This is a genomic window from Massilia frigida (assembly GCF_011682175.1).
In the GTDB taxonomy this organism is placed as follows: Bacteria; Pseudomonadota; Gammaproteobacteria; order Burkholderiales; family Burkholderiaceae_D; genus Telluria_A; species Telluria_A frigida.
On sequence record NZ_WHJG01000099.1, the window covers coordinates 1 to 2,540 of the forward strand.

3 protein-coding genes are annotated in these 2,540 nt (G+C 61.3%); all 3 read left to right on the forward strand.

Annotated features, from left to right (window positions below; genetic code table 11):
- Nucleotides 1-149: 149 nt before the first annotated feature.
- From tnpA to tnpC, 3 genes are read left to right on the forward strand one after another with little or no spacing between them, the layout of a single operon-like run.
- The gene (tnpA, locus tag F2P44_RS34015) at nt 150-467 is read left to right on the forward strand and encodes an IS66 family insertion sequence element accessory protein TnpA (RefSeq protein WP_166882621.1); all 318 of its coding nucleotides are present in this window, start codon (nt 150-152) and stop codon (nt 465-467) included.
- The gene (gene tnpB / locus F2P44_RS34020; RefSeq protein ID WP_166882622.1) at nt 467-823 is read left to right on the forward strand and encodes an IS66 family insertion sequence element accessory protein TnpB; all 357 of its coding nucleotides are present in this window, start codon (nt 467-469) and stop codon (nt 821-823) included. Before tnpA ends, tnpB begins: the two co-directional genes overlap by 1 nt.
- 21 nt (nt 824-844) lie before the next feature.
- A complete protein-coding gene (gene tnpC, locus F2P44_RS34025; protein ID WP_167094469.1) occupies nt 845-2,488 on the forward strand; it encodes an IS66 family transposase in 1,644 nt (547 codons plus the stop codon).
- Nucleotides 2,489-2,540: the final 52 nt, after the last annotated feature.

Genomic DNA, 2,540 nt, shown 5'->3' on the forward strand with positions numbered 1-2,540 from the left:
ACATCGGCAGGGTCTCGTTTACGAACTACGGGACGTTGACCTCACGCGTGTGCTTAGTGGGTCGAGTGTAAGCGCTCCATAAACCCCAGACTTGCTGGCTAATCCGAATTTCCGCATTCTTGCTACTTCGATTTGATACCGGAGCAAGCATGGAAAACACGACCGTTTTTTGGGAGAAGCACGTTGCCGCGATTCGGCAGGAAGGCGTCGCGGTGACTGTCTACGCGAAGCGTCATGGTCTGTCGCTGGCATCGCTGTACTACTGGCGCCAGAAGTTGCTGACAGTGGACGGCAAGGCAGCATCGGCGGTACACGGCAAATTCGTCGCCGTTCGCATTGCACAGGCCGCGCCGCCATCGGCCGCTTGCACACTGATTTTGCCGTCGGGGCTGCGCCTCGAGATGGCCGCGCTGCCGGCACCGGTCTGGCTGGCGGCGCTGGAGCAGTCACACCCGGGAGCGCGCTGATGCACCCCGGCTGTCGTATCGAACAGGTCTATCTGTGCCGCGATCCGGTCGACTTCAGGAAGTCGATTGATGGACTGTCAGCGCTGGTTGAGCAGGAACTAAAGCTCGATCCTTTCGGAAGCGCGTTGTACGTGTTCGTCAACCGGCATCGCAACAAGATCAAGGTCTTGTACTGGCATCGCAACGGTTTCTGCCTTTGGCTCAAGCGTCTTGAGGCGGAAAAATTTGCATGGCCGCGTGAGGCCGACGGAGCCACCCAAACGGTGACGATACAGCAGTTTGAATGGCTGTTGGAAGGCTTCGATTTATGGCGAAATGCTCCTCATAAAACCTTGCATTTCGGTTCCGTTTCATAGGGGGATTTGGTAAAATAGTGCATGCCAGAAGCCGTCGCAAAACCTTCCATTTTACCCCCGCGCTACCAGCTCCCGGAGCTGGTGTTGCCGCCCGTTTTGCCCACCGACGCAGCCTCCTTAACGGCCCTGCTGCACGCGGTCATCGCCTCGCACAATGATGTCAAGACGCAGGCGCTAAACCACATGCAGCACATGCTCGAACAGTTCATCCTGGCGCGCTACCGCATGTTTGGCGCCAGCTCGGAGCAGTCGGCGAACCAGGGGCGTTTGTTCGACGAGGCCGAGACGCTCGCCGCCGACAGCACCGAGATACAGGACGTTGCGCCGTTGCCAACCGAGTTGGAGCCGGGCAAGGGCAAACCCGCATCCAAGCCGGCGCGTGGCAAGCGCGCGCCGTTACCATCGGAGTTGCAGCGCGTCGACGTGGTCCACGACGTCCCCGCTGCTGAACGCACCTGTCCGTGTGGCACCCCGATGGTCGAGATCGGGCAGGACGTTAGCGAACAGCTCGACATCGTACCGATGCAGGTGCGCGTGTTGCGCCACATTCGTAAGCGCTACGGCTGCCCCGGCAGCGAGCACGCGCCGGTAACGGCGCCGCTGCCACCGCAGCCTCTTCCCAAGAGCAACGCCAGCGCCGACTTCCTCGCCATGCTGCTGATCGTCAAGTTCATTGATGGCCTGCCGCTGTACCGCTTTGAATACGTGCTCGACCGCCATGGCGTGACCGTGCCCCGCCAGACGTTGGCGCGCTGGGTGATCGGCGCCGGCCGGTTGCTCCAACCGCTGCACAACCTGATGCGCGATGCGCTGCTTGAGTCACCCTTTATCCACGTTGACGAGACGGTGGTGCAGGTACTCAAGGCGCTTGGGAAGCAGCCAACGTCGAACAGCTATATGTGGGTGCAGACGGGCGGACCACCGGGCCAGCCGGTGGTGCTGTTCGACTACGATCCGGGCCGCGGGGCCCAGGTGCCGATGCGCCTGTTGCACGACTATCGTGGCTTCTTGATGACCGACGGCTACGATGGCTATAACCAGCTTGCGCGCACTGACGGCATTGAGCACATGGCGTGCTGGGCGCACGTGCGCCGACGTTTCGTCGAGGCCGTGAAAGTCCAGCCTAAGGGGCGGCGCGGTCTGGCAGACGAGGCGGTCGCCATGATCGGCAAACTGTATAGCATTGAGCGCGACTGCAAGGACGCCAGCGACGCGGAGCGCCTGCTGGCGCGGCAGACGCACAGCGTGCCGGCGCTCGCGGCGCTGAAGGCGTGGCTGGACAAATCCTTGCCAGGCGTGACGCCGAAGAGCGCGCTGGGCAAGGCACTGTCGTACATGCGCGACTACTGGAGTCGCCTGACACGTTACACCGAGCGCGGTGACCTGCCGATCGATAACAACAGATGCGAGAACGCGATTCGTCCATTCGTGGTGGGCCGCAAGGCATGGCTGTTTAGCGACACGGTAGCTGGAGCTAATGCGAGTGCGGTTATTTACTCGCTGCTGGAGACGGCCAAAGCGAATGGCCTGGAGCCTTACACATGGCTGCGCCGGGTGCTGCGCGACTTGCCAGCGGCGAAAACCGTGGATGACGTCGCGGCGCTGCTGCCGTGGAATATGAAGGATTTGCATACCCCCGATTTAACCAGCGGCGTGACTTCCTGAACAGCCTGGGGTTGATGGATCGCTTACTATTCAGCCGCTATGCAACTGATGG